Origin of the sequence: Nocardiopsis flavescens (assembly GCF_900141985.1) — a bacterium.
GTDB classification, from domain to species: domain Bacteria; phylum Actinomycetota; class Actinomycetes; order Streptosporangiales; family Streptosporangiaceae; genus Nocardiopsis; species Nocardiopsis flavescens.
Genome location: NZ_FQZK01000014.1, coordinates 47,365 through 72,692 on the forward strand (window position 1 = coordinate 47,365; position 25,328 = coordinate 72,692).

Annotated in this window: 23 protein-coding genes and 1 pseudogene; 9 read left to right on the forward strand and 15 right to left on the reverse strand. The window is 74.5% G+C overall.

Features of this window, described 5'->3' with window-relative positions:
• Positions 1-25: 25 nt before the first annotated feature.
• The 8 genes from BUE45_RS21160 to BUE45_RS21195 all read right to left on the reverse strand — a co-directional run bounded on the left by BUE45_RS21160 (position 26) and on the right by BUE45_RS21195 (position 6,809).
• Positions 26-397 (reverse strand): metal-sulfur cluster assembly factor, encoded by a 372-nt coding sequence (locus BUE45_RS21160; RefSeq protein WP_073381127.1) that lies wholly within the window; start codon positions 395-397, stop codon positions 26-28.
• A gap of 5 nt (positions 398-402) precedes the next feature.
• Positions 403-879, reverse strand: coding sequence for a Fe-S cluster assembly sulfur transfer protein SufU (sufU, locus tag BUE45_RS21165; RefSeq protein ID WP_073381128.1), 477 nt, complete (start codon positions 877-879; stop codon positions 403-405).
• Positions 880-987: 108 nt separating this feature from the next.
• Entirely contained in the window at positions 988-2,286 is a 1,299-nt protein-coding gene (locus BUE45_RS21170) for a cysteine desulfurase (protein ID WP_073381129.1), read from the reverse strand.
• Positions 2,287-2,289: 3 nt separating this feature from the next.
• Complete coding sequence (gene sufC, locus BUE45_RS21175) at positions 2,290-3,051, reverse strand: Fe-S cluster assembly ATPase SufC (protein ID WP_073381130.1); 762 nt, start codon at positions 3,049-3,051, stop codon at positions 2,290-2,292.
• 8 nt (positions 3,052-3,059) lie between these two features.
• A complete protein-coding gene (locus BUE45_RS21180) occupies positions 3,060-3,395 on the reverse strand; it encodes a non-heme iron oxygenase ferredoxin subunit (protein ID WP_073381131.1) in 336 nt (111 codons plus the stop codon).
• On the reverse strand, positions 3,388-4,548 hold the full coding sequence (sufD, locus tag BUE45_RS21185; RefSeq protein ID WP_073381132.1) for a Fe-S cluster assembly protein SufD: 1,161 nt from the start codon (positions 4,546-4,548) through the stop codon (positions 3,388-3,390). The genes BUE45_RS21180 and sufD overlap by 8 nt, the downstream gene beginning before the upstream one ends.
• A 1-nt stretch (position 4,549) precedes the next feature.
• Entirely contained in the window at positions 4,550-5,962 is a 1,413-nt protein-coding gene (sufB, locus tag BUE45_RS21190; protein WP_073381133.1) for a Fe-S cluster assembly protein SufB, read from the reverse strand.
• Positions 5,963-5,990: 28 nt separating this feature from the next.
• Positions 5,991-6,809, reverse strand: coding sequence for a helix-turn-helix transcriptional regulator (locus BUE45_RS21195; protein ID WP_378660498.1), 819 nt, complete (start codon positions 6,807-6,809; stop codon positions 5,991-5,993).
• Positions 6,810-7,082: 273 nt separating this feature from the next.
• On the opposite strand from BUE45_RS21195, the gene BUE45_RS21200 reads away from it, so the two are divergent.
• On the forward strand, positions 7,083-8,027 hold the full coding sequence (locus BUE45_RS21200) for an ABC transporter ATP-binding protein (RefSeq protein WP_073381135.1): 945 nt from the start codon (positions 7,083-7,085) through the stop codon (positions 8,025-8,027).
• Positions 8,024-8,860 carry an ABC transporter permease gene (locus tag BUE45_RS21205; protein WP_073381136.1) on the forward strand — a complete coding sequence of 279 codons (837 nt, stop codon included), beginning with the start codon at positions 8,024-8,026 and terminating at the stop codon, positions 8,858-8,860. The genes BUE45_RS21200 and BUE45_RS21205 overlap by 4 nt, the downstream gene beginning before the upstream one ends.
• Before the next feature lie 116 nt (positions 8,861-8,976).
• Here the strand turns inward: BUE45_RS21205 and BUE45_RS34020 are convergent.
• A pseudogene (locus BUE45_RS34020) lies at positions 8,977-10,044 on the reverse strand (MFS transporter); the annotation flags it as partial.
• Between the two features lie 165 nt (positions 10,045-10,209).
• Between BUE45_RS34020 and BUE45_RS21215 the strand changes: the two are divergent.
• On the forward strand, positions 10,210-11,013 hold the full coding sequence (locus BUE45_RS21215) for an inositol monophosphatase family protein (RefSeq protein WP_342746032.1): 804 nt from the start codon (positions 10,210-10,212) through the stop codon (positions 11,011-11,013).
• Positions 11,014-11,035: 22 nt separating this feature from the next.
• Here BUE45_RS21215 and BUE45_RS21220 read toward each other — a convergent pair whose 3' ends face one another.
• Positions 11,036-11,734 (reverse strand): RICIN domain-containing protein, encoded by a 699-nt coding sequence (locus tag BUE45_RS21220; RefSeq protein ID WP_073381139.1) that lies wholly within the window; start codon positions 11,732-11,734, stop codon positions 11,036-11,038.
• A 127-nt stretch (positions 11,735-11,861) separates the two neighbouring features.
• Here BUE45_RS21220 and BUE45_RS21225 point away from each other — a divergent pair, with 127 nt between their 5' ends.
• Together BUE45_RS21225 and BUE45_RS21230 are read left to right on the forward strand one after the other, a co-directional pair.
• On the forward strand, positions 11,862-12,230 hold the full coding sequence (locus tag BUE45_RS21225) for a hypothetical protein (protein ID WP_073381140.1): 369 nt from the start codon (positions 11,862-11,864) through the stop codon (positions 12,228-12,230).
• A gap of 6 nt (positions 12,231-12,236) precedes the next feature.
• Positions 12,237-13,139, forward strand: a complete 903-nt coding sequence (locus BUE45_RS21230) for an EamA family transporter (RefSeq protein WP_073381141.1) — start codon at positions 12,237-12,239, stop codon at positions 13,137-13,139.
• Positions 13,140-13,194: 55 nt separating this feature from the next.
• On the opposite strand, the gene BUE45_RS21235 is transcribed toward BUE45_RS21230, so the two are convergent.
• The gene (locus BUE45_RS21235; RefSeq protein WP_245833391.1) at positions 13,195-13,812 is read right to left on the reverse strand and encodes a DUF4352 domain-containing protein; all 618 of its coding nucleotides are present in this window, start codon (positions 13,810-13,812) and stop codon (positions 13,195-13,197) included.
• A 329-nt stretch (positions 13,813-14,141) separates the two neighbouring features.
• Between BUE45_RS21235 and BUE45_RS21240 the strand changes: the two genes are divergently transcribed.
• The 3 genes from BUE45_RS21240 to BUE45_RS21250 all read left to right on the forward strand — a co-directional run bounded on the left by BUE45_RS21240 (position 14,142) and on the right by BUE45_RS21250 (position 16,084).
• Complete coding sequence (locus BUE45_RS21240) at positions 14,142-14,393, forward strand: hypothetical protein (protein WP_073381142.1); 252 nt, start codon at positions 14,142-14,144, stop codon at positions 14,391-14,393.
• Positions 14,390-14,740, forward strand: a complete 351-nt coding sequence (locus BUE45_RS21245) for a hypothetical protein (RefSeq protein ID WP_073381143.1) — start codon at positions 14,390-14,392, stop codon at positions 14,738-14,740. The genes BUE45_RS21240 and BUE45_RS21245 overlap by 4 nt, the downstream gene beginning before the upstream one ends.
• Positions 14,741-14,977: 237 nt before the next feature.
• Positions 14,978-16,084, forward strand: coding sequence for a COX15/CtaA family protein (locus BUE45_RS21250; protein WP_073381144.1), 1,107 nt, complete (start codon positions 14,978-14,980; stop codon positions 16,082-16,084).
• Here the strand turns inward: BUE45_RS21250 and BUE45_RS21255 are convergent.
• The gene (locus tag BUE45_RS21255) at positions 16,032-17,306 is read right to left on the reverse strand and encodes a PrsW family intramembrane metalloprotease (protein WP_073381145.1); all 1,275 of its coding nucleotides are present in this window, start codon (positions 17,304-17,306) and stop codon (positions 16,032-16,034) included. The genes BUE45_RS21250 and BUE45_RS21255 overlap by 53 nt on opposite strands.
• 156 nt (positions 17,307-17,462) lie before the next feature.
• Here BUE45_RS21255 and BUE45_RS21260 point away from each other — a divergent pair, with 156 nt between their 5' ends.
• Complete coding sequence (locus BUE45_RS21260) at positions 17,463-17,861, forward strand: hypothetical protein (protein WP_073381146.1); 399 nt, start codon at positions 17,463-17,465, stop codon at positions 17,859-17,861.
• Between the two features lie 251 nt (positions 17,862-18,112).
• Here the strand turns inward: BUE45_RS21260 and BUE45_RS21265 are convergent, their stop codons facing one another.
• Genes BUE45_RS21265 through BUE45_RS21275 form a run of 3 tightly spaced genes read right to left on the reverse strand, consistent with a single transcriptional unit; the run spans position 18,113 to position 25,291 of the window.
• Positions 18,113-19,882 carry an SWIM zinc finger family protein gene (locus tag BUE45_RS21265; protein ID WP_073381147.1) on the reverse strand — a complete coding sequence of 590 codons (1,770 nt, stop codon included), beginning with the start codon at positions 19,880-19,882 and terminating at the stop codon, positions 18,113-18,115.
• A 20-nt stretch (positions 19,883-19,902) separates the two neighbouring features.
• On the reverse strand, positions 19,903-24,147 hold the full coding sequence (locus tag BUE45_RS21270; RefSeq protein ID WP_245833393.1) for a DUF5682 family protein: 4,245 nt from the start codon (positions 24,145-24,147) through the stop codon (positions 19,903-19,905).
• Between the two features lies 1 nt (position 24,148).
• Positions 24,149-25,291, reverse strand: a complete 1,143-nt coding sequence (locus BUE45_RS21275) for an ATP-binding protein (protein ID WP_073381148.1) — start codon at positions 25,289-25,291, stop codon at positions 24,149-24,151.
• Positions 25,292-25,328: the final 37 nt, after the last annotated feature.

Here is a 25,328-nt window from a genome sequence, read left to right on the forward strand (position 1 = left end):
GCCCGGCCCTTCTCCGTCGGACGGCTCAGACGTTGAAGCCCAGCATGCGCAGCTGGTCGCGCCCGTCGTCGGTGATCTTGTCCGGACCCCACGGCGGCATCCAGACCCAGTTGATCTTGACCTCGCGGTCGAACTCCTCCAGCGCGCTGGTGGCCTGGTCCTCGATCACGTCCGTGAGCGGGCAGGCGGCGCTGGTCAGGGTCATGTCGAGGGTGATCACCGACGGGTCGGCGTTCACCCCGTACAGCAGCCCCAGGTCGACGACGTTGACGCCCAGCTCGGGGTCGATGACGTCCTTGAGGGCCTCGCCGATCTCCTCGACGAGCGCCTCGGCCTCGGGGGACGGCGGGGCCTCGGCCGGGGCGGCCTCGGTGGTGGTGCTCTCGTTCTCGCTCACTGGTATCAGACGCCTTCCTTCTCCAGGGACTGCGCTACCGCGTCCTTCCACGCCATCCATCCGAGGAGGGCGCACTTGATCCGGGCCGGGTACTTGGAGACCCCGGCGAACGCCACGGCGTCCTCCAGGACCTCCTCGTCGGGTTCGCCCTTGCCCTTGGAGTGCATCAGCTCGTTGAAGGCCTCCAGGGTCCGCAGCCCCTCGGCGACCGTGCGCCCGATCAGCAGGTCGGTCAGCACCGAGGTGCTGGCCTGGCTGATCGAGCAGCCCATGCCCTCGTAGGAGACGTCGCTGACGACCGCGCGGTCGTCCAGCCCCGCCTCCCCCTGCGCCGGGGTCAGCGCCACCCGGAGCGTCACCTCGTCCCCGCAGGTGGGGTTGACGTGGTGCGCCTCGGCGTCGTGCGGATCCCGCAGCCCCTTGTGGTGCGGGTTCCGGTAGTGGTCCAGGATGATCTCCTGGTACATCGCGTCCAGCTGCATGTGCGGATTTTCCTCGTCGTTCTGCCGGTCCGTGCCGCGCCCGGGCCGGTTCGGGTCCCGGAGGGCGGGAGCGGGCCCTACGCCCGCCCCGGCCTCCGGGGAACCCGGCTAGCCCCGGGTTCCGAAGAACTCCTGCGCGGCCCTGACGGCCGCCACGAGCGCGTCGACGTCCTCCGTGGTGTTGTAGAGGTAGAACGACGCGCGCGTGGACGCGAGCACGCCCAGCCTGCGGTGCAGCGGCCAGGCGCAGTGGTGGCCCACCCGGACCTCCACCCCGCGGTCGTCGAGCACCTGCCCCAGGTCGTGCGGGTGGATGCCCTCCACCTCGAACGACACGGCGCCGCCCCGGTCCACGGCCTCCGCCGGGCCGATGAGGCGCAGCCCCTCGACGTCGGCGAGGGCCTTGAGCGCGTACTCCACCAGCGTGTGCTCGTGGGCCGCGATCCGGTCCATGCCGACGGCCGACAGGTAGTCGCAGGCCGCGGCCAGGGCCACCGCCTGCGGTGCCATCGGCACCCCGGCCTCGAACCGCTGCGGCGGCTCGGCCCACGTGGAGTACTCCATGTGGACCACGCCGATCATGGACCCGCCGGTGATGAACGGCGGCATGGCCTCCAGCAGCTCCCGGCGCCCCCACAGGACCCCGATGCCGTTGGGCCCGAGCATCTTGTGCCCGGAGAAGGCCAGGAAGTCCACGCCCAGCGCCGCCGCGTCCACCGGCATGTGCGGCACCGACTGGCAGGCGTCGAGCACCGTCAGGGCGCCCACCTCGCGCGCCCGGGCGGCGATGTCGGCCACCGGGTTGACGGTGCCCAGCACGTTGGACTGGTGGGCGAACGCGACCACCCGGGTGCGCTCGTTGACCAGGTCGTCGAGGTCCGAGAGGTCCAGGCGGCCCTGCTCCGTCACCGGGAACCACCGCAGGGTGGCCCCGGTGCGGCGGCACAGCTCCTGCCAGGGCACCAGGTTGGCGTGGTGCTCCATCTCGGTCACGACGATCTCGTCGCCGGGACCCACCCGGAAGCGGCGCAGGCCCTCGTCCGCCGTGGCGGCGTTGCCCATGGCGTAGGCGACGAGGTTGATCGCCTCGGTGGCGTTCTTGGTGAACACCACCTCGCCGGGGTCGCCGCCGATGAAGCGGGCGATGGTCTCCCGTGCCGCCTCGTAGGCGTCGGTCGCCTCCTCCGCGAGCTGGTGCGCACCGCGGTGCACCGCCGCGTTGTGGCTTTCGTAGAACTCGCGTTCGGCGTCCAGCACCTGGCGGGGCTTCTGCGAGGTGGCCCCGGAATCCAGGTACACCAGCGGACGCCCGTCGCGGACGGTCCGGGCCAGGATCGGGAAATCCTTCCGGATCGCCGCGACGTCGAGCGGGCCAGGGGCCCCACCGAACTCGCGGACCGTGGCCATGGGTTACGCGCCCGCCTTCACGAAGCGCTCGTAGCCCTCGGCCTCCAGGGCGTCGGCCAGCTCGGGGCCGCCGGACTCCGCGATGCGCCCGTTCGCGAACACGTGCACGTGGTCGGGCTTCACGTAGTTGAGGATCCGGGTGTAGTGCGTGATGAGCATGACGCCCAGGTCGTTGTTCTCCTTGGCGCGGTTGACGCCCTCGGAGACGACCTTGAGCGCGTCGACGTCCAGGCCGGAGTCGGTCTCGTCCAGGATCGCGATCTTGGGCTTGAGCAGCTCCAGCTGGAGGATCTCGTGGCGCTTCTTCTCACCGCCGGAGAAGCCCTCGTTCACGCCGCGGGCGGCGAAGCCGGAGTCGATGGACAGGTCCTTCATCGCGCCCTGGAGCTCCTTGGAGAACTGCCGGAGCTTGGGCGCCTCGCCGCGCACCGCGGTGACGGAGCTGCGCAGGAAGTTGGACATGGACACGCCCGGGACCTCGACCGGGTACTGCATGGCCAGGAAGACGCCGGCGCGGGCGCGCTCGTCCACGCTCAGGTCGAGGATGTTCTCGCCGTCGAGCAGGACCTCGCCCTCGGTGATCTCGTACCGGGGGTGCCCGGCGACGGCGTAGGCCAGGGTGGACTTGCCGGAGCCGTTGGGGCCCATGATGGCGTGGGTCTCACCGGAGTTGATGGTGAGGTCGACGCCCTTGAGGATCTCGCGGCGCTCGTCCTCACCGATGAGGACGTCGGCGCGCAGACCGCGGATTTCGAACTTCGTCATTTCAAGCCTCAGGAATTCTTCTCGTCCAACGAGACGAGCACGTCGTCGCCGTCGATCTTCACGTCATAGGTGGGAACCGGACGGGTGGCGGGCGGGTTGATCGGCGCCCCCGAGCGGACGTCGAAGCACGAGCCGTGCAGCCAGCACTCGACGGTGCCGTCCTCGACCTCGCCCTCGGAGAGGCGGACCTCCGCGTGCGAGCACACGTCCCGCAGCGCGAACACCTCGCCCTCGGTCCGGACCAGTGCGATGGGCGTCTCGTCGTCGGTCTCGACCCCGAGGACCCCCTCCTCGGGGATCTCGCGGAGCTCGGCGACCTTCACCCAGCGACCGGTGTCACTCATGTGCGGCCAGCTTCCGCTCGACCTTGGCCATGATCTCCTCGGCGAGCCCCTCGACCGGGATGCGGTTGATGAGCTCCAGGAAGTAGCCGCGGATGACCAGGCGGCGGGCCTCGTCCTCCGGAATACCGCGCGAGCGGAGGTAGAACAGGTGGATGTCGTCGAGGCGTCCGCTGGCGGCGGCGTGGCCGGCGCCCTCCACCTCGCCGGTGAAGATCTCCAGGTTCGGCACCGAGTCCACGCGGGTGTCGTCGGTGAGCTGGAGGTTGCGGTTGTGCTCGTAGGAGTCCGTGCCGGTGGTGCCCTCGCCGATGATGACGTCGCCGATCCACACACCGTGGGCGCCCTTGCCGCTCAGCGCGCCCTTGTACTCCACCCGCGAGCGGGTGTTGGAGATGTTGTGGTCGATGAGCGAGCGGTGCTCGTGGTGCTGGCCGTCGCCGGTGAAGTACAGGCCGTGGAGCTCGGCGTTGCCGCCGCGCCCCTTGTAGGCCACCTTCGGGGACAGCCGGACCAGGTCGCCGCCGAGCGTGACGACGATCGACTTGAACGTGGCGTCCTTCTCGACCTGGGCGTTGTGCTGGGTGACGTCGACGGCGTCGCGGTCCCAGTCCTGGAGGCTGACCAGGGTCAGCCGGGCGCCCTCGCCGAGGTGGACGTCCACGCTGCCCGCGCGCACGCCGGTGCCGGTCTGGTTGAGCACGACGACGGCCTCGGCCAGCGGCTGGACGTCGATCACGAACTGGTCGTAGCGGGTGCCCCCCTGCGCCTGGCGGTCGATCGTGACCGGGCGCTCCAGGGCGGCGCCCCGGGCGACGGTGACCACCGTGGCCTCCTCGAAGGAGGAGTAGGCCTGGGCGGTGACGCGGTCGGCGGGCGTGCCGGCGGTGCCCAGACGGGCGTCGCCGCGGCCCACGGTCTCGACGGTGACGCCCTCGGGGGCGTCGATGTCGAGCCGGTCGGTGCCGTCCGCGACGGCGCTGCCGTCGTGCAGGCCCTTGAGGCGGCGCAGCGGGGTGAACCGCCACTCCTCCTCGCGGCCGCCCGGGACGGGGAAGTCGTTCACGTCGAACGACCCGTGGGTCGCGAGCTTGGAGAACGGGATTTCCCCGAGGCCGTGGCTGTGGGCCTTGGGTTCGATGCTGGGGCCGGTCAACTTAACCAACCGCTCCTTCCATCTGAAGCTCGATCAGCCGGTTCAGTTCCAGCGCGTACTCCATGGGCAGCTCGCGCGCGATGGGCTCGACGAACCCGCGCACGATCATCGCCATGGCCTCGTCCTCGTCCATGCCCCGGCTCATCAGGTAGAAGAGCTGGTCCTCGCTGACCTTGGAGACGGTCGCCTCGTGCGCGAGCTCGGCGTCGTCCTCGCGCAGGTCGTTGTAGGGGTAGGTGTCCGAGCGGCTGACGGTGTCGATCAGCAGCGCGTCGCACTTGACGGAGGACTTGGCGTTGTGGGCGCCCTCCTGCACCTGCACCAGGCCCCGGTAGGAGGCGCGGCCGCCGCCGCGGGCCACCGACTTGGAGATGATGGTGGAGGAGGTGTTGGGCGCGCAGTGCACCATCTTGGAGCCGGTGTCCTGGTGCTGGCCCTCGCCCGCGAAGGCGATGGACAGGGTCTCGCCCTTGGCGTGCTCGCCCATGAGGTAGACGGCCGGGTACTTCATGGTCACCTGGGAGCCGATGTTGCCGTCGATCCACTCCATGGTCGCGCCCTCTTCGGCGACGGCGCGCTTGGTGACCAGGTTGAAGACGTTGTTCGACCAGTTCTGGATGGTCGTGTAGCGGCAGCGGGCATTCTTCTTGACGATGATCTCGACGACCGCGGAGTGCAGCGAGTCCGACTTGTAGATCGGCGCGGTGCAGCCCTCGACGTAGTGGACGTAGGCGCCCTCGTCGACGATGATCAGCGTCCGCTCGAACTGGCCCATGTTCTCGGTGTTGATCCGGAAGTAGGCCTGGAGCGGGATCTCCACGTGCACGTTCTTGGGAACGTAGATGAAGGAGCCGCCGCTCCACACGGCGGTGTTCAGCGCGGCGAACTTGTTGTCGCCGGCCGGGATGACCGTGCCGAAGTACTCCTGGAACAGCTCCGGGTGCTCCTTGAGCGCGGTGTCGGTGTCCAGGAAGACGACGCCCTGCTCCTCCAGGTCCTCGCGGATCTGGTGGTAGACGACCTCGGACTCGTACTGCGCGGCGACACCGGCGACCAGGCGCTGCTTCTCCGCCTCGGGGATGCCCAGCCTGTCGTAGGTGTTCTTGATGTCCTCGGGCAGTTCCTCCCAGGAGGTGGCCTGCTTCTCCGTGGACCGCACGAAGTACTTGATGTTGTCGAAGTCGATCTTGGACAGGTCCGCGCCCCAGTTGGGCATGGGCTTCTTGTCGAAGAGCCGGAGGGACTTGAGGCGGAGCTTGGTCATCCACTCCGGCTCGTCCTTCTTGCCGGAGATGTCGCGGACGACCTCTTCGTTCAGACCGCGGCGGGCCGAGGCACCGGCCTGGTCCGAGTCGGCCCAGCCGTACTCATAGTTGCCGATCCCTTCGAGTTCGGGATGCGCGATAGACGTCATGCGCGGACTCCTCCTGGACTCAGACGTCCTAGTGGTGTTGCGATCCTCCGCCCGCCGTGCGGCGGGCGCTGGTGGTGGCGGGGGCGTGGCCGCCCCCGTCCGCCCCGTCGTCACCCCTGGGGGTGACGTGCGTGGTGCACACACCGTCGCCGTGGGCGATGGTGGCCAACCTGCGCACCGGGGTGCCCAGAAGCCGTGCGAAGGCCTCGATCTCGGCTTCGCAGAGTTGCGGGAACTCGGCTGCCACGTGGGCGACGGGGCAGTGGTGCTGGCACAGCTGGTCGCCGCCGCCGGGGGCCGGGGCCCGACCGGCGGTGGCGGCGTAACCGTCGTTGGACAGGGCCTCGGCCAGCAGCCGGACGCGCTGTTCGGGTGGAACGGCGTCGAGCAGCGGCTTGTAGCGCCTCTCCAGGTCGGCGACCTGACTGCGGGCGAAATCGCCGACGGCCCCGGGACCGGCGGTCTCCGCCAGGAAGCGGAGCGCGCTGGTGGCGAGGTCGTCGTAGGCGTGGACGAAGGCGTCGCGGCCGGCCTCGGTGATGGCGAAGACGCGGGCGGGACGGCCCCTGCCGCGCCTGCCGCCCTGGGGCCGGGCGTCGCGGGCCTCGACCATGCCCTCGCCGGTCAGGTTGTCGAGGTGGCGGCGGATCGCCGCCGGGGTCAGACCGAGCCGCTCCCCTAGAGCGGAGGCGGTGATCGGCCCCTGCTCCAGGATGAGCCGCGCCACGCGCGCGCGGGTACCGGTCTCGGCCCCGCGCTCGGGCCCGGCCAGGGGACGGGGTACGTTGGCGGCCTCGGGCACGGCGATCCCCTCCCCTCCGGATGCGGCTCCTGGTTTAGACAACATCAGTGTGGCGTAAATCAGTCCACCCTGGCAAACCCGCTTTCATGCGCTTGATCACGAAGGCCAGGCTTGCCTAACTGGGAGTTCACCGACCGGAAACCTCGTGCGGATATGCGCAGGTCATCCCACCTTCTGTCGATTGTCCCGCATGCCGAGATCCACATCCCATCATGCGGACGGCGCGCGGATCCCCCGCGCGGCGCCGACCCGAGCTCCCCCGCCCGTGCGCGCGGGGCGGTGAAGGGCCTCGCGCGGGCGCACGTAGACTCTGGGCCCATGGACACAGCCGCCGTCGAGGTCGTCGACCTGGTCAAGCGCTACGGCGCCACCACCGCCGTCTCCGGCCTCACCTTCCGGGCGCGCCGGGGTGCGGTGACCGCCCTGCTCGGGCCCAACGGCGCGGGCAAGACCAGCACCATCGAGGTCTGCGAGGGCTTCCGCCGCGCCGACGGCGGCAGCGTGCGGGTGCTGGGCCTGGACCCGGCCGCCGACGCCGCGGCCCTCAAGCCGCGGGTCGGTGTCATGCCCCAGTCCGGCGGGGTGCCCACCGGGGCCCGCGCCGCCGAGTGGCTGCGCCTGATGGCCTCCTTCCACGCCACCCCCGTACCGCCGGACCTGCTGCTGGAGCGCATGGGCCTGACCTCGGTCTCGCGGACCCCGTTCCGCCGCCTGTCCGGCGGCCAGCAGCAGCGCCTGTCGCTGGCCTGCGCCGTGGTCGGCCGACCCGAGCTGGTCTTCCTCGACGAGCCCACCGCGGGCCTGGACCCCCAGGCCCGGATGGCGACCTGGGACCTGGTCGCCGAGCTGCGCGAGGCGGGCGCGGCCGTCATCCTCACCACGCACCACATGGAGGAGGCAGAGCGCCTCGCCGACCACGTGGTCATCATCGACCGCGGCGCCGTCGTGGCCGAGGGGACCCCCGCCGACCTGGCCGGGGGCCGCCGCGAGGTCTGCTTCTCCACCGCGGCCCCCGTCGACACCGGTGCCCTGCGCGACGCCCTGCCCGCCGGAAGCCGGATCTCCTCCGCGCGCGGCGCGGGGGGCCGCCACGAGTACGTGATCGGCACCGACGACCCCGCGGCGCTGGGCCCGGAGTTCCTCGCCACGGTGACCGCCTGGTGCGCGTCCGCCGGCGTCCTTGCCGAGGACCTGCGGGTGCGGCGGCGTACCCTCGAAGACGTCTTCCTCGAACTCACCGGCCGGGAACTGCGCGAATCATGAGCGAGCACACCTCCAGCACCACGGCGCCCGCGCCGTCCGCCGCGCGTCGGGCCGACGGCGGCGCCTCACCGTTCGCCCCCGCGCCCGGGGCCGCGCCCCTGTGGCGGATGGTCGCCGCGCAGGCCGGGATGGAACTGCGGATCATGCTGCGCCACGGCGAGCAGTTCCTGCTGACGATGGTCATCCCCGTGCTGCTGCTGGTCGGGTTCAGCCTCACCTCCGTGCTGGACGTGGGCGAGGGCCCCCGGGTGGACGCGCTCACCCCGGGCGTGCTCGCGCTGGCGGTCATGTCGACGTCGTTCACCGGGCTGGCCATCGGCACCGGGTTCGAGCGCCGCTACGGCGTGCTCAAGCGGCTGGGCGCCACCCCGCTGTCCCGGTTCGGGCTGCTGGCCGCCAAGACGCTGGCGGTGCTGGGCGTGCAGGCGATCCAGATCGCGGTGCTGTGCGCGGTGGCGCTGGCGCTGGGCTGGTCCCCCGCGCCGTCGGCGGCCGGGGTGGCCGCGGCGGCCGCCCTGGTGCTGCTGGCGACCGCCGCGTTCAGCTCGCTGGCGCTGTTGATGGCGGGGACGCTGCGGGCCGAGGCCACGCTGGCCGGCGCCAACCTGGTCTACGTCCTGCTGCTGGGGCTGGGCGGGGTGCTCTTCCCCGTCAGCGCGTTCCCCGGCCCGCTGGAGGCGGTGTCGTCGGTGCTGCCGATCACCGCGCTGGGCGAGGGCCTGCGGGCGGTGCTGGCGGACGGCTCCCTCCCGCCCCTGGCAGCGTTCGCGGTGCCTCTGGTGTGGGCGGTCGTCGGCGGAGCGCTGGCCGCACGCCTCTTCCGCTGGGAGTGAGCGGCCCCGGCGACGGCCAGGGGCACGGCCAGCAGGGGCAGCGCGGCGACCAGGTACCCCTGCGCGGGCGCGACGAGGGTGACGAGCACACCCGCCGCCGCCCCTCCCGCCGAGGACCCGGCGTTGAAGGCGGTGTTGACCCAGGTGCCCGCCCGGGTGGCGGCACCGGGGCCCGCCGCCCCGTCGGCCGCCAGGTAGGCGGTGGTGATCGCCGGGGTGGCCAGGGCCCCCGCGGCGAAGAGCACCGCACACAGCACCACGGGGCCGGGGGCCGCCGCGGCCAGGGCCGTGGCCGCCCCGACGCCGAGGCCGAGGCCGACGAGGCGGGTGACGGGGCGCCGCCGCCACAGCACCGCGCCGTAGGCGAGGCCGCCCAGGACCCCGCCCGCGGTCTGGACGGCCTCGAACCACACCAGCAGGCCCGCGTCGCCGTGCCGTTCGGCGAAGGCGACGTGGACGAGGGCCGCCGATCCCAGGCACAGCCCCAGCGCCGCCGACAGCGACATCGCGGGCAGCAGGGCCCGGAGCGGAACCGGTCCGCCGCCCGCGGCTCCGGCGGGCTCGCGCGGCGGCAGCGCCCGGGCCCAGGGCGCGCCCGCCAGCAGCAGGGAGCCGCACACCAGGACGAGGCCGGCGCCGGCCAGGCCGGCCGCGGGCGGCGCGAACGGCAGCAGGGCCGCGAGCAGCAGCGGCCCCGCGAGGAAGACGGCCTCCTCCACGACGGAGTCCAGGCTGTAGGCCCGTCGGCGCAGGTCGTCGCGGTCGTGGAAGAGGCGGCTCCACAGGGTGCGGGTGACCGGCCCCAGCGGCGGGACCGCCGCGCCGACCAGGGCCGGCAGGACGATGAGGGACCAGGCGGGCGGGTCCGGGCGCCAGGTCAGCCAGGCCAGGGCGAGCAGGCCCGACGCGGCCAGTGCCGCCATCGGGACCAGGGTGCGGGGCAGGCCGTGGCGGTCGATGAGGCGGGCACGGGCGGGTGCCAGGACGGTGGCGGTGGCGCCGTAGGCGGCGGTGGCCGCGCCGACCACCGCGTAGGAGTCGGCCGCGGCGGTGACGGACAGGACCAGGGCGGGGCCGAGCAGGCCGAAGGAGAGGCGGCCGAGCATGGCGGGCACAAAGAAGCGGACCGCTCCGGGCGTGCGCAGGACGGCACGGTAGGAGTCGGCCCCGCGGGGCGGTGGCATGGGGTGTTCCCTCGGGCGGCGGCGCGCGGGCGCCGCGGACGTGCACGGACACCGGAGGAGCCGCGGGCGCGGAGGGCGCGGCGGCTCGGTGTCGGTCTACGCACGGAGGTCGAACACGGGCCCAGGGTATCAGGCGTGTCCGGGCCCGGTCCTAGGATGACGGGCATGATCGACATGGACGCGGTGACCGCAATCCTGCGCGACGTGGCCCGCGAGGTGGTCCTGCCCCGGGCGCGTTCGCTCTCCGAGGGCGAGGTCATGGAGAAGGCCCCGGGCGACCTGGTCACCGTCGTCGACCAGGAGGCCGAGCGGATCCTCACCGCGCGGCTGCGGGAGCTGGTGGACGCACCGGTGGTGGGCGAGGAGGCCGTCGCCGCGGACCCCTCCCTGGTGAAGGTGCTGCGCACCGAGCCGGTGGCCTGGGTGGTGGACCCGCTGGACGGGACCCGCAACTTCGTCGAGGGCCGCCGCGAATACGGGGTGATGGCGGCGCTGGTGCGCGACGGGGAGACCGTCGCGGGGTGGATCCTCCAGCCCGAGTGGGACCGCGCGTACGCCGCCGAGCGCGGGTCGGGCGCCTGGCGCGACGGGGTGCGGCTGCGCCGCGACCCGGCGCCGACCGACCCCGGGAAGATGCGCGGCTCGGTGCTCTCCCGCTTCCTGGACCCGCGGGCGAGGCGGCACGCGGAGGCCGCGGTGCCGCGGTTCGCCGAGGTGGGGGCGGGCTCGCACTGCTCCGCCGTCGACTACCCCCTGGTGTGCGAGGGCGCTCAGGACTTCCTGCTGTACCACCGGACCCTGCCCTGGGACCACGCTCCGGGCACGCTGCTGCTGACCGAGGCGGGCGCGGTGGCGCGGCGGCCCGACGGGGAGCCCTACCGGCCCGGCCGGGGGCAGGACGCGGTGGGGCTGCTCAACGCCGCCGACGAGGCGTGCTGGAAGACCGTGCGCGACCTGCTGCTGCTCTGAGCCCGGCCGGCCGGGGCCGCGCTCAGCCCCCGGGGACCAGCCGCCACTGCTGGAAGGCGTGCCCGCCGTCGGGCGCCTGGATCACGGGCGTGCCGTTGTCGGGGGACCCTCCCTGCCCCTCCAGGGCCTGGCCGGTGGCCCGGTTGACCAGGCGGACGGTGCCGCCGCCCGCGTCGACGACGGTCCAGTGCTGGTTGCTCGCCCCGGTGCTGGTGAGCAGGGTGGCCACGGGCGGCGCGGCGCCGTCGGTGGGGACTTCGAGGACCTTGCCGCTGGCCACGCCCTCGACGGCGTAGAACCCCTCCTCGACCGGGACGAACCGCCACCGCTGGTTGTCCTGGTCGTTGCGGTCCCACAGGTGGACGGGGGCGCCGTTGTGGGTGGCGGCCTGGGCGACGTCGAGGAAGCGGTCGCCGTGCACGTTCTGGAGGAGGTAGACGGCCTCGGGGTCGATGCCGGCGGGGTGGGTCGGCTCCTCCGAGGGCTCCGGGGAGGGCTCGGGGGTCTCCTCAGGTTCCGGCGCGCCCGGCTGGACCAGCACCCCCGAGACCGCGACGACCCCCTCGTCGGCCTGCGCGCCGCTGGTGGTGAACAGCCCGCCCACGTAGCCGAGCATGGCGGCGACGAGGACGAGGGCGGTCGCACCGGCGAGGACCGGCCACTGGGGGACGTACCGTTCCGTTGCTGCTCGGGGGGCGGCGCGGCGGCGGGATCGGGACATGGGAACAGGGCTCCAGTGGGCTCACGGGGTACGGTCCACCCAGGAAGCATGCCATACCGTTTCGCACCCTTTACTCGGGTTCCCCCTGGAAATCCGGCACCCGGCGCCCGCTCGATAGGGTCCCCGCATGGAAGCCCTCGGAGTGCCCTGGTTCGTGGCCGTGCGTCTGCTCGGCCCTCCCCTGTTCCTGTTCGCGGCGGGCGGGGCGCTGCTGCTGTGGCGGCGGCCCGCGCGCCCGGGGCCGATCTGGGCGGCGCTGGCGGTGAACCTGCTGGCCGCCGCGCTCCCCTTCCTGTGGCTCGGGGCGCAGGTGCTCACCGACCAGGCCGAGCGCACGGTGTACGGGCTGGTGATGACGCTGCTCCAGCCCTCGGTGGCCCTGGCGGCCTGGGGCCTGCTGCTGTGGGCCGCGGTCTTCCCCGCCGGGGCAGCGCGCGGCGCCGGGGCGGACGGGCAGGGCGACCGCGCCGAGCGCGAGCCGCAAAACGTAGGATGACTCGACATGGACACCCCGACCGCACCGAAGGCACCGTTCTCCCTGCGCACCGCCGCGGACGCGGTGCCGCCCGTGTGGATGGTGCTCATCGGCATCGTGTCGGTGCAGACCGGCGCCGGGGTGGCCAAGAACCTCTTCGACGTGCTGCCACCCGCCGCCGTGGTCTGGCTGCGGCTGCTGACGGCGGCCCTGGTGCTCGGGGTGCTGGTGCGCCCGGCGTGGAAGGCCTACACGCGCGGCGACTGGCTGGTGGTGGTCGGCTACGGCGTGGCGCTGGCGATGATGAACTTCTTCATCTACCAGGCGTTCGCGCGGATCCCCCTGGGCATCGCCGTGACCATCGAGTACCTGGGGCCGCTGGCCATCGCCGTGCTGGGGTCGCGCCGCCGGGTCGACCTGCTGTGGGCGGGCCTGGCCGGGCTGGGCGTGGCCGCCCTGGGCCTGGAATCGGGGTCGCTCGACCCGCTCGGCATCCTGTTCGCGGTGCTGGCCGCGGTCGCCTGGGCCGGGTACATCCTGCTGAGCGCCGCCACCGGCCGGCGCTTCGACGGCGCCTCGGGCCTGGCGATCGCCGGGGTCGTGGGCGCCCTGCTGATGGCCCCCGCGGGCATCGCCCAGGGCGGTGCCGCGCTGCTGGACTGGCGGGTGCTGCTGTTCGGCCTGGCCGTGGGCGTGCTGTCGTCGGTGGTGCCCTACACCCTGGAGCTGAACGCCCTGCGCCGGATGCCGCCGCGGGTGTTCGGCGTGCTGATGAGCCTCCAGCCGGCCGCCGCGGCGCTGGTCGGCCTGCTGCTGCTGGGCGAGATGCTCACCCTCTGGCAGTGGCTGGCGGTGGGCTGCGTCATCCTCGCCAGCGCCGGTTCGACCCGTACCTCGGCCGCCTCCGGCACCTCGGAGCGGACGCCCTGACGGCGGGCCCCGGAGCACGGCCGGTCCGTGCTCCGGGGCCCGCGGCGCTTCTGCGCTACTGCACGTCCGCGGTGAGGTCCTCACCCAGTCCCATGAGCTCCTCCATGCGCACGCTCGCCACGTCGACCTCGCCGACGACGGCGATCTGGCCGCTGACCCGCTCGCCGGGCCGCAGGGTGACGGCGTCGAGCGCGTCGATGTCGGCGAAGAGGGTGTCGCCCCACTCGGAGGCGGCCGTGCCGTCCTCCAGGGTCACCGTGAAGTACATCGGGTTGACGTCGAGGTCGGCGTCGCCGTCGTTGACGATCTCGATGTCGATGACCGTGTAGACGGTGTCGTCGACGATGTCGCCGGCCGTGCCCGCGTGGGTCGCGGTCATCGTGATCCCGCCGGCCTCCTCGGCGGGGGCGTCCTCCTGGGCGGCGGAGGCCTCCTCGGACGGCGCCGGGGCCGCCGGTTCCGGGGTCCCGGAGTCGCCGGAGGCGGCGAAGGCGCCCAGGACCAGCAGAAGGACGAAGCCCAGGGCGACGAGGACGAGGCAGCCGCCGCAGCCGAAGAGGCCGACCTTGGCGCCGGTGGACATGCCCTGCTTCGGGGGCTGTCCGCCGGGCGGCGGGTACTGGCCGCCGCCGGGGGGAGGGTGGTAGCCGCCGGTGGGGGGACCGTAGGACATGGGGTGCTCCTGTGCATACGGAGCGGCGAGCGGGGCCGCGGGGGGTCGGTGTGGCGCCGGGCGTGAGCGGGGTGCGCGGCCGTCCTCCGACGGTAGCCCACCGGACGCGGTACATGTGGACGAAAGCCGCGAAGAGCAAGCGTTGCGGGCCGCGGAGGAGATGCACCGCCACCCCCCGGAGTGGCCCCCGTCACTCCCGCCTTCCCCGTGAGGGCGGAACGCCTGCGGACTCGGCCCCCTCCCTATGGCCGTTTGCAGACGGTTTCGCAGTTCAACCGACACGTGAGTTAGGTAATGGTCAGGGTTTCACTCTCGACAGCGGGTACACAATGAGGGAACCTGAGGCGGCGTGGTTGGGCTACTGGAAGAAGCATCAGAAGCCAGATGGGCAGAAGGCCCTGGAGGAACTCGACGCCATGGGATGGAAGATCGAAAACCCTCCCAAGTACTACACGGTCAAGTGTCCCTGTGGCAGCCACGCGAGGTCGGTCCACCTCACCCCGAGCAACCCCGGGTACTTCCAGGAGAGCGTTCGGTGGGCTAAGCGTCAAACGTGCATGAACGAGGAGGAGGGCCAGTGACAAGCGAACTCGCGGTGATGGTGGGAATCAACCTCCACGTCAGCTTTTCCCAGCAGGTCAGCCAGACCGAGTTCCACGCTTACGCCTCCCAGTTGATGGATGAGCTGCTGGCGCAAGAAGAGTGCGACGGCTCCATCACCGACTCGACGGTCAGCAGTGATTCCGACGCCTCCCTGTTCACCGTGGAGATGATCGTCAAGACCGCTGACCAGTTCAGGGCTTCAGAGAAGGCCTCTGCGGTACTCCGCACAGCCTTGCACGCGGCCGGGGCCAGGACACCGGGATGGCCGACCGTGGTTCGCACTGAGAACCAGACGGGTCCTCTCGCGAACCTCATGTCCGCCTGAGTCCGAGTCGCCTCGATGGCGGCGCTGTTGTACCCGCACGGGGTGGGACGTCCGGCGTAACGCGTCGTCCCTCCCCCGGCCGGCTCGGATAGTGCGTTGTTCCAGGGGTCGAAGAACAGTGCACTATCGGTTGCACGACAGTCGGACGAGCCCCTGCCATGGTCCCCGTCGGCGCAGGTCGCGACGGTTCCCGGGGCCGCGTCACGACCCCCGGCGGCGTGTACTACGCTCTGTCGTATGTCTGATTCCCCGGCTCCCGCGGCCATGGCCGCGACCACCCCTCCCCCGCTCGCGGCGGAGGACATCGCCCTGCTCGGCGTCCCCCTGTGGGCATGGCAGATCGCCGTCGCGGCAGCCGGTGTGCTGGCCCTGGTCCTGCTGGCCCGGACCATCTGGAACCCCACCCCGACGTCGCTGCGGCTGTGGACCCTGGGCAACATCGTCGTCAACGCGGGCATCGCCGTCACCGGCGCGACCGTGCGCGTGACCTCGTCGGGCCTGGGCTGCTCGGAGTGGCCCCGGTGCACGCCCGACAGCTTCGTGCCCATCGACACCGGGCACGCGGCGCTCAACGCCGCCATCGAGTTCGGCAACCGCACGCTGACCTTCGTCGTGCTGGCGGTGGCGGTCATCACCTTCGTGGCGTTCCTGCGGGCCGAGCCGCGCCGCCGCGACCTGGTCCGCCTGGCCGCGATCATCCCCTTCGGCGTGCTGGGCCAGGGCGTGGTCGGCGGCATCACCGTGTGGAGCGACCTGCACCCCGCCTCCGTGGGCGCGCACTTCCTGCTGTCCATGGTGATGGTCTTCCTCACCGTGGCGCTGTACGTGCGCGCACGCGAGCCCGAGGGCACCCCGCGGGTCGTCGTCAACCCGATGCTGCACACCCTGAGCATCGCCCTGGTGGTCACCGGCTTCCTGCTGCTGATCGCCGGGACGGTGGTCACCGGGTCCGGCCCGCACGGCGGCGACGCCGCCGCGCCGCGCTGGGGCTTCCCGCTGGAGACCGTCACCAAGGTCCACTCGGCCCTGGCCTGGCTCACCCTGGCCTGCGCGGTCCTGGCGGCCGTGCTGGCGTTCCGCACCGGCGCCGGCCGGCCCGCCCGGACGAGCGCGGTGCTGCTCGTGGCCGTGGTGGTCGGCCAGGGCGTCGTGGGCTACGTCCAGTACGCGCTGGAGCTGCCCGAGGGCCTGGTCGTCCTGCACGTGCTGGGTTCGGCGCTGACCTGGATCGCGATCGCCCGGCTGTACTTCGCCACCACCCGGCTGTTCCCCGGCGACGGGGACCCGGCGCTCACCGGCCGTGCCGCGGAGAGTACTCCTGCTGCGCCCTCGCCTGGGCGATGACGTGGGCGAAGTCCGCCCGGCGTAGGAACCCCGAGTCCGTGGGCCGCTCCGCCCAGCCCGGCGCCGCCGGCTGGGGGACGCGGCCCAGGAACGCGTCCCTGGACACGTGCATCAGGGCCAGGAACGCGTCCCGGCGCACCTTCCAGTCCTCGCGGCGCACCCCGGCGTCCAGCTTCTGGTGCAGCAGCGCCAGCTCGGTGGCGGCGAGCTGGTACTCGCGCATCGCCTCGCGGCCCCTGGCCCCGGCGTTGCGCGCCGCCCAGTCGCGGGCCGAGCGGCGGCCCTTGAGGGTGCTGAGCATGGCGATGTCGGCCGGGGTGACCAGACCGGTGGAGATGTAGGGCGGCAGGTAGTGGGCGATCGCCTGCACCTGGCCGCGGCGGTCGTTGGCGGCCAGGGCCAGGATGCCCATCAGCACCGCGAACAGCACGAGGTAGGCCAGGCCCAGCCCGGTCCAGCCGAAGTAGGTCGAACCGTTCCACATGCCGTGCAGCAGGACCGCGAGGACCCACCCCGCCACCGGTGCGAGCAGGCGCGCGAACCCGGGGCGCATGGCGGCGTAGGCGACGCCGATCCCGATCATCGCCGTGTAGAGCGGGTGGCCGAACGGGGCGACGATGCCGCGGATCGCGAACGTGGCGACCAGGGTCCCGTCGAAGAAGGCACTGAGGAAGTACAGGATGTTCTCGGTGAAGGCGAACCCGGTCGCCACCATGCCCGCGTAGACGACGCCGTCGGTGAACGTGTCGATCTCGTTGCGCCGCCGCCACAGCAGGATCAGCAGCACCAGGCCCTTGGCGCTCTCCTCCACCAGGGGCGCCACCGCCGAGGTGCCCAGGAACTCGCCCGTCTCCTGCCCGAACAGCGGGACGGTGATCGCCGCCAGGCCCCAGCTGTTGAGCAGCAGGGCCGCGACGACGGCCACGCCCGCGCCCCACACGAACGCGAAGAAGAGCACCCAGCCGGGCTCGGGCTCCAGGCGGTCGAGCATGAGGATGAGCGGGACCAGGATGCCCGCCGGGATGACCGCGGCCACGAGCGCGACGACGAACCCGGTGGCCCCGTCGATCCCGGCGGCCGCTCCCCCGGCCAGGGCCAGGAGCCACAGGTAGGCGAGCATGCCCGCCATGCAGACGAGGCTGACGGTGATGCCCAGGACGAGGGTCATCGAATGGCGGGAGCGGCGGCCCTGGAGCACGGCCTTGCTGTCGAGACGGGACATGGGCAACGATCGTAGCGGGATTCGCGGCCGTGGAAGGGTCCCGGCGGGCTCCGCGCCGGACGGCCCCGGTGTCGACTTCTGGACGGAGCGCCGACGCCCCGCGGGGGGACAATGGCCGCGTCGGCTGTATCCGCGTAGACGAAGAAGAGGCCCGCCATGGACAGGACCGTTCCGACCCCCGCGATACCGGCAGCGCTGTGGGCGGTGCGCGTCGCCGTACTCGCCCACCTGGCCGCGATCCTGTGGGAGGGGGCGACCGCGGGGCAGCTGGTGACGTTCAACACCGGCGCGCTCCCGCTGCACTACTTCGGGGCGTTCGGCGTGCACGCGGCGGCGGCGCTACAGCTGCTCGCGGCGCTCTGGTACTGGAACTCGGCGGGCCGCGGAGGCGGCCCGGCCCGGACGCTGCTGCTGGTCAGCGGACTGGCGTTCGTGCTGGGCTTCCCGCAGGCGGCGCTGGGCACCTTCGGCCCGCTCCAGGCGCACGTGCCGCTGGCGCTGGTCCTGACAGGGGCCGCGGTGTGGGCGGCGGTCCTGGCCTGGCGCCGCCCCTGACACCCGCCGGGGTGCGGCGGCCGTCGCGGCGCCCGGGGTCCACGGCGGGGTCCGGTCGGACCGGACGCGGGCCCCGCTCCCGGGAAGCCACCTGGATACGAGTCCACCGGCCGCCGACGCACCGCCGGGCTGCCGTGGCACCGGACACGGCGGCACGGGACGGCGGAACAGACCCGCCGTCCGCAGACCCGTCGCCGCCCAGAGGAGACACGGCGGCATCCGGCCGACGCGGGCGCGGGCCGACCGGCGGGTCAGAGCCGCCAGGCGAGGGTGTGCAGCCGGTGGCGGACCGCGGTGAGATAGGTCGAGGCCGCCAGCCAGGCCAGCGCGAGCCGGTCGGGGGGCGGGGCCGCCGACTCCCCCGTCGCCGTGCGCACGCGTTCGCGGGCGGCGGCGGCCAGGACCGCGAGCAGCTCGGCCCCGGTCCGCAGGTGGCGGTCGAGCATCAGCGCCCCGACCGCGGCCGGGTCCGCCGGGACGGCCTCCCGGCCCGCCTCGGCCAGGCGGGCCAGCACACGGGCCAGCGCCGCCGTGCCGGGGTCGGAGGCGGGCGGCCGTCCCGCCGGGCCCCGTGCGGGCGCTCCGGCGGCGGGCTGCGCCCAGCGCAGGGTGTCCAGCGACAGGTCGGCGCGGCCCCGGCGGGCCGGCGGCAGGTCCGCCAGGCCGTCGGCCGTGATGGGCACCAGACGGCCGGGGCGCTCCAGGACCGGTCTGGCCATGACCCGCAGCACCGTTCCCGGTTCTTCGGCGATCCGTGCCAGGTTGCGGGCGCGCAGCGTGTCCCGCGCCCCGTCGCCGACGAGCACGTACGGGCGGCCGGCGGCGGTGGCCTGGACGCCCTCCGGGTGCGGTCCCGTCACGGTGAACTCGGCGAACACCAGGTCGGCGCCGCTGCGGCGGGTGGGCGAGGTCAGGGCCGCCAGGGCGTCGGCGATCTGCTCCGCGGGAGGGCGCTCCCACAGCGCCGCCAGCGGGCCCGTGTCCCAGGCGGGAGCCTCGGAGGTGGCGGCCGTGGTGGCCGCCGTGCCGCTGAGCCGGCCGTCGGCGCTGGCCCCGACCCGCTGCGCGACCAGGGCCGCCCGCCCCAGGTCGCGATGGCTCAGCGCGGTCCCGCCGAAGGAGACCCGGGCGCCGTGCGCGGCCGCCGCGCGCTCGGGGCCGCCGGGCGCGACGTCGGAGACGCTCCAGCGCCGGACGGCCCCGTCCGCGACCGATACCAGGTGGGTGACCACGCCGGCGTAGCCGGAGGCGGTGACGACGCGTTCGCAGCCCAGCCCGTACAGGCGAAGCGACCCGATTTCGGTGTAGGCGCGCCGCCCCACGCCGACGTCGGCCCCGGTGGGGTCGGGCCGCCCGCCCTCGGGGCCGCCGCCCAGCCGCCAGGCCAGGTCGAGCAGGGCGGTGAGGTCGGCGGTGTAGGCGGACAGGTCGAAGTCGGCGGTGGGGTGGTCACGCGGTCCGGCGGCCACCGAGACACAGGCTGCGGCCAGGCGGGGCAGGCGGGCCGCGCGGGCCAGGGCCGAGGCGCGCAGCAGCTCGGCGCGGCCGGAGGACCCGGCCGCGCGCACCCCGAAGGCCAGGGTGCGGGCGGCCGCGTTCCAGGCGGCGCGGGCCGCGGCGCGGGCGTTGCCGTCCAGCGCGGCGGGCGCGGACAGGGGGTCGGGGACGGGTTCGGCGGGGGACGGCGCGGCGCCCTCCCCCGCCGGACCGGGCGCCTCCGGCGGGGCGTCGGCGGGGCCGTCGTCGGCCGTGGTGTCGAGCAGGGATACCACCGACAGCAGGTGGAGGCAGCGCGGGGAGAGCAGACAGGTGCACGCGGCCTGGCCCGGTCCGGTGAGGTCGTCTCCGGTGAGGGTGACGGTCTCGCCGCCCGCGGCGACGGTCCACTCCCCGTCGCCGCGGGTCCAGGTCCACTCCTGGGCGGCGCGGGGTGCGGCGTCCAGCTTGCGGCGCACCCGGGAGGGGGCCGCCTCCACGAGCGAGGCGATCAGCTCGGGGGCGATGCGGGGCCGGTCGGTCATCGGGGGTCCTTCCAGGGGGGTCAACCGCGCACCTTCTCACCGATCCACGCCGCCAGCTCCTCCGGTCCCAGCGCCGCCACCGGCATCCCGGCGTCGGCGAAGGAGGAGGCGATCGCGCGGTTGTACACGGGTGCGCCGCCGTGGTCGAGGGAGGCCAGGCCGAGCAGGTGGACCCCGCTGGAGGCCAGGGCCCTCACCTCGGCGAGGGTGCGGGCGAGGCTGCCGCCCTCCTCGAAGTCGGTGATGAGGGCCACGATGGTGCGGCTCGGCACGCGGACCGCGGAGCGGGTGTGCGCCAGGGCGGCGCCGATGTCGGTGCCGCCGCCCACCGAGACCTCCAGCAGCAGGGACAGGGGGTCGTGCACGCGGTCGGTGAAGTCGATGACCTCGGTGGAGAAGGCGGTCAGGGAGACGCTCAGCGCGGGCAGGCCGTGCAGGACGGCGGCGACCAGGGCGGCGTGGATCGTGGACCGCTCCATGGAGCCGGAGACGTCCACGACGACGTGCACGTGCCAGTCGGCGCTGCGCCGCGCGCGGGTGTGGAACACCGGCCGCTCGGGGAGCAGCAGGGGTCCGTCCGGTCCGGGGCGCACGGTGTGCAGGTTGGCGCGGACGGTGCGGCCCAGGTCCAGGCGGCCGCCCCGGCGGCGGGTGGGGCGGGGGACGGACAGGCCGGTGAGCGCGGGGCGCAGGCGGCGGGCGAGTTCGGCGGTGAGGCGCGCGGTGAGGCGTTCGACCAGGGGCCGCAGCCGGGCCAGCCGGGCCTCGGGCAGGGCTCCGGCCAGGGACAGGACCTGTTCGAGGAGGTCGACCGAGGGGGTGACGGAGTCGGGGTCCAGGTGGTCCAGGACGTCGGCACGGCCCCGTTCGGCGGCCCGTCCCAGGACCTCCTCGCGCACGGTGACGCCGAAGAGCGCCTCCAGTTCGTCGGACCACTCCCGGGGGGCCGGTTCGGGACGGCCGCGCCCGCCGGTGGGGTCCTGCGAGCCCTCGCCGTGGCCGCGGCCGTAGAGCTCGTCCAGGGCGCGGGCCGCGCGCCGCGCGGGGGCGGCGGGTCCCTCGGGGTCGCGGCCGAGCACGAGCCGCCAGCGGTCGGCGGCGCCGATGGCCCGGGGGGCGGCCTCGGAAACCGGGCCTGTGGACAACCCCTCCGGGCGCCCCCGCCGGGGGGACACTGAAAGTGCTCCACCCCCTGTTGAGGAGGTCTCCGTGTCCCCGACCGTGGACGTGTCCGTGGTGTCCCCCCGTTCCGGCTCCCCCGCGCCCTGGACGGCGCCATCCGGCGAGCGGGGCGCTCCTGCATCGGAACGGAGGCCGGGAGCGGCCCCGCCCGGCGGACGGGGCGAGCCCGCGTCGGAACGGGAATCGAGGTCAGCGCCACCCGGCGAGCGGGTCGTGCCCGCGTCGGAACCCGCACCGGCGACCGCGCCCTCCGGCGAGCGGGGCGCACCCGCGTCGGAACGGAGGCCGGGGCCGGCGCCCCCCGGCGGACGGGGCGCACCGGTGTCGGCACGGGTGCCGGGGTCGGCGCCCCCCGACCGACGGGGCGCACCGGTGTCGAGACGCGCGTCGGTGGCGGGTCCGTTGAGGAGGGCGGGCAGGAGGGCGCTCACCGCGCTGCGCGCGGTGGTGTCGGCGTCGGTGAGGGCGGCGGCCAGGTCCGCGGGCACTCCGAGGTCCGTGCCCACCTCGCCGAGGCGCTCGGTGACCGCGTCCAGGAAACGGCCGCGGGCCGCGGCGGACAGGGCGTCGAACCCCTCCCGCAGCGCGGGCAGGCGGGTGAGGAACCCCGGATCGTCCCAGCCCTCCACCCGCTCGGTGAGGGTGTCCAGCAGTGCCGGGTCGGCCTCCAGGACCGGGGCCGCCACCACCAGCGCACCGGTGAGGCGGCGGGCCGTGGCGGCGCCGTCGGAGGCGTCGTCGGCCCACCCCGCCAGGCGGGCGGCGACCTCCCCGGGACCGGTGGCCTCCAGGAGCAGCAGGGCGGCCAGGGCGGCGCCCTGGGCGAGCGGCCCGCCCCGCGCGAGCAGGGAGCGCAGCTGCCACAGCAGCCGCTGGGGGCCGACCGCACCGGGCAGCGACGCCTGGTCCTGGACCATGCGCACCACCCGCAGCAGCGAGACGGCGTCGGCGCGGTCGGCGGCGCCGGCCATGCCGGGCACGGAGGCGATGGCGGCCTCCGCGAGCCTGGAGCGCAGCAGCACCAGGGACTCGGGGGCCTCGGGCATGCCGGGTACCCGTCCGGCGACGATCCGCTGGAGGGAGTCGTGCAGGGTGACGGCGTCGGTCAGACCGGCCCGGGGCAGCACCTCGTCGAGGATCCGCGCGCCCAGCTCGGCGGCCAGGTCCGGCAGGCCGCACTCCGCGGCCCGGGTGAGGAGTTCGCCGGCGGCGCCGGGGGCGAGGTCGCCCTCGTGGTCGCGCAGCCGGGCCGCGAGACGACCGCGGGCGGCCTGCTCCAGGGTGGTGCCGTAGCAGGCGGCCAGTTCCAGGGTGGCCCCGGTGGAGGGGGTCCAGCGCACCTCCCAGGTGCGGCCCAGCGTCTCGCCGTCGGTGGTCGGACCGGCGCCCCGCACCGGGTCGCCGTAGGCGATGCCCGCGGCGGACGCGCGCTGGAGGGCGATGTGCCGCTCGCGGTCCAGCGGGGAGCGCTCGGGGTCCAGGCGCAGCTCGCGCCGCTCGTCGTCGGGGCCGGGCAGGCGCAGCCGGGCGGTCAGGGAGGCGAAGTGCACCCCCAGGCCGGAGGCGGGGGCGTCCGCGGCGGCGCGTCCGCGGCGGGTGCCGATGAGCTCGCGCCGGGCGGCGCGGGCCAGGGCGCGGGCGCGCCCCAGCGGTTCGCCCTGGGCCAGGGCGGTGGTGAGCGCCTCGATGAGCTCGCGGCGCCCCGGTGCGGGCAGCCCGCGCAGCGCGGCCAGGTCGCGGGCCAGGCGGTAGGCGGCCGCGGTGTCGGGGACGCCGCAGACGTGGCCGTCGGCGCGCAGCCGGGCGCCGATCCCGGCCATGCGGCGGATCGCGGCCTCCTCCACCGCCTGGGGCGCGCCGCCCGCCGCGTGGACGTCCTGCTGCCACTCGGGGTCGCGGATTCCCGCGGGGTAGCCCGAGCGGGAGTCGAGGAGGGCGAAGGTGTAGGGGATGAGGGCGCTGACCACGCCGTCGGCGTGCTCCCCCGGTTCCGGGACCGGAACCTCCCCGGTGGCGGGCAGGTCCACCGGGCTCTCCGGTACCGCGAGCGAGGCGAGGGCACCCGCGTTTTCCGCGAGGGCGGGGACCGTATCCGGGGTCCCGGCGTGCATCGGGCCGCCGGTGCTCCCCCCGGGGGTGGAGGCCGTACTCGGGGTCCCGGAGTGCGTCGGGGTGCCCGCGCCCCCCGCAGGGGCGGAGGGCGTGCCCGGGGTCCCGGAGTGTGTCGGGGTGCCGTCCGCCTGCCGGGGGCCGGCGGCCCGTGCCGGGCCGGGGACCGCGGGGGGACCGGCGGCCGGGGCGCCGGCGGCGCCGGGCGCGGAGTCCGCGCCGGAGGCCGCCGGGGTGTCCCCGGACGGCGGGCGGCCGGTCGCGGCGTTGAGGAGGCGGTGCAGGGCGGCCCGGTCGGGGTCGGGCAGCAGGGCGGCGGCGTGGTAGGCGCCGACGACCGCCGCCGGGCGGGCGGCGCCCACCTCGGCGATGCGGCGGCGCATCCACGCCTCGCGGGCGCGGTCACGCGGGCCCGGACCGCCGGGGTCCGCGGCGCGGTGGGCCCAGCCCAGGGCCAGGGCGGCGCGGCGGACCCGCTCCGGCTCGGCCCCGTAGGAGCGGGCCTCCACCAGGCGGTCCCACAGCTCCTCGTCGTCCTCGACCCCCGCGGCGCGCAGCAGCGCCCGCGACAGCTCCGGGTCGGCGGGCGACCCCTGCGCCCGCTCCCCCGGTACCGGCACCGCGACCGGCAGGTCCACGGCGTGCACCGGGACGCCGCGGTCCCGGGCCCAGCGCAGCGCCGCCAGCTCCGGCGAGAAGTCCGCGAACGGGTAGAAGGCGTGGCCGGCTCCCCCGGGGAAGCCGAACACCAGGGCGACGGGGGCCTCGGTGGCCGGGTGGGCGAGCCAGTCCAGCCACGGCCCGGCCTCCCACGGGAGTTCGACGAACAGGGCGTCCGGGTCGGCGGCGTCCAGCAGCGCGGGCACCGCCGCGGCCAGCACCGGCGAGTGGTGGCGCACCCCCACCAGGTAGGGCGAGGTGCACCCGGCCAGCGCCTCCAGGACGGCCTCGGGGGCGTCGGGCACGGTGGTCACCTCACTCCCCCAGCACGTGGCGCAGCTCGTACAGGCGGCGCCACATGCGCGCCCCGTTCTCGGCGCGGTGGCGGATGGTGGAGTCCCAGTAGGCCAGCAGCCGCCCCTGGTCCTCGGGGTCGTCCTTGCGGACCGCGCCCAGCAGGTAGCCGGGCAGCAGCGACAGCGGGTCGGTCACGCCCAGGTAGGCGCTCTGCAACCCGAGGGAGGTGGTGACGCCGACGGCCTCGGCGGTGCTCAGCACGGTGGTGGGCCGCTCCACCGGCCAGCCCTCGGCGGAGGTGCCCGAGCGCAGGTCGCGGAACGCGGTGACCAGGGCCTCCAGGACGGCGTCGTCCACGGGCAGCGCGTGGCCGTGGCGGGCCAGCGCGTCCCCGGCCCGGTCGCGCACCAGCGCCACCTCGGCCGCCGGGTCGGCGATGGGCGGTACCACCTCGAAGTTGAACCGGCGCTTGAGGGCGGCGCTCATCTCCGAAACCCCGCGGTCGCGCAGGTTGGCGGTGGCGATGACGTTGAACCCCGGCCGGGCGTGGAAGGTGCCCTCGTCGCCCAGCTCCGGGACGGACATGCGCCGGTCGGACAGAATCGACACCAGGGCGTCCTGCACCTCCGGCAGGCAGCGGGTGACCTCCTCGACGCGGGCGATGCGGCCGGTGCGCATGGCGGTCAGCACCGGCGAGGGGGCGAGCGCCTCGGGGACCGGGCCCTGGGCGAGCAGCAGCGCGTAGTTCCAGCCGTAGCGCAGGTGCTCCTCGCTGGTGCCCGCGGTGCCCTGCACGGTGAGTGCGCCGGTACCGCCGACCGCGGCGGCCAGCAGCTCCGACAGCATGGACTTGGCGGTGCCGGGCTCGCCGACCAGGAGCAGCCCGCGCTCCCCGGCCAGGGTGACGACGCAGCGCTCCACCAGGGAGCGGTCGCCGACGAACTTGGCGGGGATCTCCAGGGTGTCGGGCAGTCCGTCGACGGGGGCGGGCAGCCGCAGCCTCTCCCCGCCGCTGCCCGCGATGAACGTCACGGCGGCGCGGGGCGTGAGCGCCCACCCGGGAGGACGGGGGCCGGTGTCCTGGGCGGCCAGGAAGGCCAGCTCCCCGGCGTGGTGCCGTTCGGCGGGTTCGATCTGCACGTCGGTCGCGGATTCGGGCACCGCGGGCTCCTCGGAGGTCTCGGTTCGGGTCGGTCGG

What these genes read in the sequence shown, in the direction of transcription:
- sufC (WP_073381130.1), bottom strand. Translation starts at nt 3,051, where the DNA reads ATGACGAAGTTCGAAATCCGCGGTCTGCGCGCCGACGTCCTCATCGGT.
- BUE45_RS21235 (WP_245833391.1), bottom strand. Translation starts at nt 13,812, where the DNA reads ATGTCCTACGGTCCCCCCACCGGCGGCTACCACCCTCCCCCCGGCGGC.
- sufB (WP_073381133.1), bottom strand. Translation starts at nt 5,962, where the DNA reads ATGACGTCTATCGCGCATCCCGAACTCGAAGGGATCGGCAACTATGAG.
- BUE45_RS21220 (WP_073381139.1), bottom strand. Translation starts at nt 11,734, where the DNA reads ATGTCCCGATCCCGCCGCCGCGCCGCCCCCCGAGCAGCAACGGAACGG.
- BUE45_RS21265 (WP_073381147.1), bottom strand. Translation starts at nt 19,882, where the DNA reads ATGACCGACCGGCCCCGCATCGCCCCCGAGCTGATCGCCTCGCTCGTG.
- sufU (WP_073381128.1), bottom strand. Translation starts at nt 879, where the DNA reads ATGCAGCTGGACGCGATGTACCAGGAGATCATCCTGGACCACTACCGG.
- BUE45_RS21200 (WP_073381135.1), top strand. Translation starts at nt 7,083, where the DNA reads ATGGACACAGCCGCCGTCGAGGTCGTCGACCTGGTCAAGCGCTACGGC.
- BUE45_RS21255 (WP_073381145.1), bottom strand. Translation starts at nt 17,306, where the DNA reads ATGTCCCGTCTCGACAGCAAGGCCGTGCTCCAGGGCCGCCGCTCCCGC.
- BUE45_RS21180 (WP_073381131.1), bottom strand. Translation starts at nt 3,395, where the DNA reads ATGAGTGACACCGGTCGCTGGGTGAAGGTCGCCGAGCTCCGCGAGATC.
- BUE45_RS21195 (WP_378660498.1), bottom strand. Translation starts at nt 6,809, where the DNA reads ATGTTGTCTAAACCAGGAGCCGCATCCGGAGGGGAGGGGATCGCCGTG.
- BUE45_RS21240 (WP_073381142.1), top strand. Translation starts at nt 14,142, where the DNA reads ATGAGGGAACCTGAGGCGGCGTGGTTGGGCTACTGGAAGAAGCATCAG.
- BUE45_RS21230 (WP_073381141.1), top strand. Translation starts at nt 12,237, where the DNA reads ATGGACACCCCGACCGCACCGAAGGCACCGTTCTCCCTGCGCACCGCC.
- BUE45_RS21250 (WP_073381144.1), top strand. Translation starts at nt 14,978, where the DNA reads ATGTCTGATTCCCCGGCTCCCGCGGCCATGGCCGCGACCACCCCTCCC.
- BUE45_RS21170 (WP_073381129.1), bottom strand. Translation starts at nt 2,286, where the DNA reads ATGGCCACGGTCCGCGAGTTCGGTGGGGCCCCTGGCCCGCTCGACGTC.
- BUE45_RS21205 (WP_073381136.1), top strand. Translation starts at nt 8,024, where the DNA reads ATGAGCGAGCACACCTCCAGCACCACGGCGCCCGCGCCGTCCGCCGCG.
- BUE45_RS21215 (WP_342746032.1), top strand. Translation starts at nt 10,210, where the DNA reads ATGATCGACATGGACGCGGTGACCGCAATCCTGCGCGACGTGGCCCGC.
- BUE45_RS21260 (WP_073381146.1), top strand. Translation starts at nt 17,463, where the DNA reads ATGGACAGGACCGTTCCGACCCCCGCGATACCGGCAGCGCTGTGGGCG.
- BUE45_RS21225 (WP_073381140.1), top strand. Translation starts at nt 11,862, where the DNA reads ATGGAAGCCCTCGGAGTGCCCTGGTTCGTGGCCGTGCGTCTGCTCGGC.